This window comes from Acinetobacter sp. NIPH 2100 (assembly GCF_000369805.1).
GTDB lineage: Bacteria > Pseudomonadota > Gammaproteobacteria > Pseudomonadales > Moraxellaceae > Acinetobacter.
This window is the reverse complement of sequence record NZ_KB850224.1, coordinates 3448427-3452449: the sequence shown is the minus strand read 5'-3', so window position 1 is coordinate 3452449 and position 4023 is coordinate 3448427. Positions and strand designations below refer to the sequence as shown.

The window sequence follows — 4023 nt, the reverse complement described above, 5'->3', positions numbered from 1 at the left end:
CCACCAATAATGCCTGTGATTGCACCTAAAGGTCCGCCGTCACCACCACCAATACCGCCCGTGATACCACCAATGATGCCAGTGATCGCACCTAATGGACCACCTTCGCCACCACCGATTCCACCAGTCACACCGCCGATGAGGCCACTGACATCTGTCAGATCGCCTGCAATATGCTGAACCAGACCAGAGGCTGTTGAGCCATTATTGATCAATGTGCCGACAACACCTGTGAGAGAACCCGCAGCGCCACCGATATCAGCACCTGCTAAATCAGAAATTGCTTCTAGTGTGCCATTTACCGTATCGCGAGACGTTTCAAAGGTGAGGGTTCCGAGATTGGTGAGGTCTGTGACAGGATGAACGCCCGGAAGAACACCGCTGATTGCACCACCAACAGTGCTAATACCTGTATTGATAATATCTGTTTTTAGGCTTTCAACACCTTGAAGCACATCGATCCCTGTTTGAATCACGCCTGTGACAGGGTTGTTGCCTAAATCACCGCCAGTAATGCCACCAATGATGCCAGTGATCGTACCTAAAGGTCCACCGTCACCACCACCGATACCACCAGTAATGCCACCGATAATGCCAGTAATTGCACCTAAAGGTCCGCCGTCACCACCACCGATTCCGCCAGTAATACCGCCGATAATGCCAGTGATCGCGCCAAGAGGGCCGCCGTCACCACCAATGATTCCACCTGCGTTAGTAAGATCACCTGCAATATGTTGAACTAGACCAGAGGCTGTTGAGCCATTATTGATCAATGTACCGACTACACCTGTTAATGAGCCAATAGCGCCACCAATATCTGCACCTGCCAAATCAGAAATTGCTTCAAGTGTTCCATTTACCGTATCGCGAGACGTTTCAAAGGTGAGAGTACCCAAATTAGTGAGGTCTGTAACTGGATGAACGCCTGGAAGAACACCACTAATTGCACCACCGACAGTGCTAATACCTGTATTGATAATATCTGTTTTTAGGCTTTCAACGCCTTGAAGAACGTCAATCCCTGTTTGAATCACACCTGTGACAGGGTTGTTGCCTAAATCACCACCCGTAATGCCACCGATGATGCCTGTAATTGCACCTAATGGTCCGCCGTCACCACCACCGATTCCGCCAGTAATACCACCAATAATGCCTGTGATTGCACCTAAAGGTCCGCCGTCACCACCACCAATACCGCCCGTGATACCACCAATGATGCCAGTGATCGCACCTAAAGGACCACCTTCGCCACCGCCGATGAGGCCACCGACATCTGTCAGGTCACCTGCAATATGTTGAACCAGACCAGAAGCAGTTGAGCCATTATTAATTAATGTGCCGACAACACCTGTGAGAGAACCCGCAGCGCCACCAATATCAGCACCCGCTAAATCAGAAATTGCTTCAAGTGTACCGTTTACAGTATCACGAGACGTTTCAAATGTGAGAGTACCAAGATTAGTGAGGTCTATGACAGGATGAATGCCCGGAAGAACACCACTAATTGCACCGCCTACAGTGCTAATACCTGTATTGATAATATCTGTTTTTAGGCTTTCAACGCCTTGAAGCACGTCAATCCCTGTTTGGATCACACCTGTGACAGGGTTGTTGCCTAAATCACCGCCCGTGATACCACCAATGATACCCGTGATCGCGCCAAGAGGACCGCCGTCACCACCACCAATACCGCCCGTGATACCACCAATGATGCCTGTGATCGCACCTAAAGGACCACCTTCGCCACCACCAACTCCACCAGTGATACCACCGATAATGCCCGTGATCGCACCTAAAGGACCACCGTCACCGCCACCAACTCCACCTGTAATACCGCCGATAATGCCACCTGCGTCAGTGAGATCGCCAGTAATATGCTGAACCAAACCAGAAGCAGTTGAGCCGTTATTGATCAATGTACCAACGACACCTGTTAAGGAACTAGCAGCACCACCAATATCTGCACCCGCTAAATCAGAAATTGCTTCAAGTGTACCGTTTACGGTGTCACGAGACGTTTCAAAGGTGAGGGTACCTAAATGAGCTAGATCACCAATAGGGTGCTCTGATTGATGAACTGCACTGATAATGGTACCTGCGACAGTATCAATTCCAGTATTGATAATCTCTGTTTTTAGGCTTTCAACACCTTGCAGCACATCAATACCCGTTTGGATCACACCCGTCACAGGATTGTTGCCTAAATCACCGCCAGTGATACCACCGATGATTCCTGTGACTGCGCCAAGAGGACCACCATCGGTACCACCCGTGATGCCCCCAATGATTCCTGTAATTGCGCCAAGCGGACCACCATCAGTTCCGCCTGTAATGCCGCCGATGATTCCTGTGACTGCACCAAGAGGGCCACCATTGGTACCGCCCGTAATACCACCAATGATACCTGAGACTGTACCAAGTGGACCGCCATCGGTACCACCTGTAACGCCTCCAATAATATGCGTTACCGTATCAAGTGGATTACCGTTGCCCCCACCTGTAATACTGCCAACAATATTTGTGACGGCTCCAAGTGGATTACTGCCAGCACCGCCCGTAATACCACCAAGAATATTTGTAACTGTTGAAAGAGGACTGGCATTCCCAGTTACACTTCCTAAAATACCTGTAATTGCACTTACAGGGTTGTTGGCTGCTCCGCCTGTGATACTGCTCACCGTATGGGTTACGGTATTTGTTGAAACGATATTTGTAATTGTAGAAAGGGAAAGGGGAGCAAGAATTGAACCGCCAACATGTGATGCTGAGGTATTACTATCGATGAGATTGGATGTAATACTTTTAATCGGTGACAAAAGACTTTTGAAAAGCATAACGATACCTATATTTTTAAAGTTGTGTTGTTTTTGATGTAGTTATTAATTGCTATGATTTTTTTGTGATTAAAGTCACATTAATCTTTTTTAGTGTTATATGTGGCAATTATTTTGTCAATTGTATAAATCATCATAATTTATTGTTAAATTTATATTTAAATTATTGAATAAAAAGGTATTTTCTTATATTTTTTTTTGAATAAATTTACATTTGTATTGATATAGGGTTTTAAGCTTAATCAGAAAAATAATAAATTAATCTTTTATATCAGATAATTAAATAATAATTGAGTCTCTATATGTGCGTTATCATCGGGTAGAGAAAAATAAATTTATAAGATTTGTTACTGGTTTGAAAGCAAATATTTCTATGGAATATTTTTTATATAAAGTTATTTTATATCAATTGATTAGGTTTTTTGGGGTGCTGATTTTTGAAAATAAAACATTAAGTGGTTTTAGCGTATTTTATGTTCATGTTTGCTTGTTATTAAAAAAAACTTACTAATAGGAGAGAATCTTTTATCTCAATTTGAAATCAATAGATTCGTCTTTGCTCTAAATTATCTAGAGAAAAGCCACTACTTAGAGTGGCTTTTCTGATTTTAAAATCTTAGAAATGATGAAGTGATCCGAATAGATGATCGGTCAGACTCGTTAATGGTGATGAAACTGAGATGAGATCTGTAATGCTTCCACCATTTGGATTAGGCTCTCCGACTGCGATGCCAGAAGTACCAGAAGAAACCGTGCCTGTGATGGCATTCAAGATGCTATCTACACTATTACCGCCATTGTCATTATTCACATGAACAAGGCTGGTCAGTCCTTCAAACAGATTCCCATTACTGAATATATTACTCATATTATCTTGTAATAGATCGAGTGTTAGGTTGCTACTTCCAACAACGATTTGGATGGGTTGAGCAACACCAGAAATCACGTCACCACCACCGATGCCGCCCGTAATACCTCCGAGAATGTCGGTTATTGAGCCAAGAGGACCGCCATCACCACCGCCGATACCGCCAGTGATGCCACCAATGATTCCAGTGACTGCACCAAGAGGACCACCGTCACCACCGCCAATTCCACCAGTGATGCCACCGATAATTCCAGTGACTGCGCCAAGAGGACCGCCGTCACCACCACCACCGATACCGCCAGTGATGCCACCGATAATTCC

The 4023-nt window shown here is 44.9% G+C and carries 1 protein-coding gene and 1 pseudogene; both read right to left on the bottom strand.

Translation table 11 applies throughout. The annotated features are described in order from the left end of the window. Positions 1-2834: beta strand repeat-containing protein (locus tag F887_RS18380; protein WP_005297085.1), on the bottom strand; the 2834-nt coding region annotated here is incomplete at its 3' end. 616 nt (positions 2835-3450) lie between these two features. Beyond that, a pseudogene (locus F887_RS02225) lies at positions 3451-4023 on the bottom strand (hypothetical protein); the annotation flags it as partial.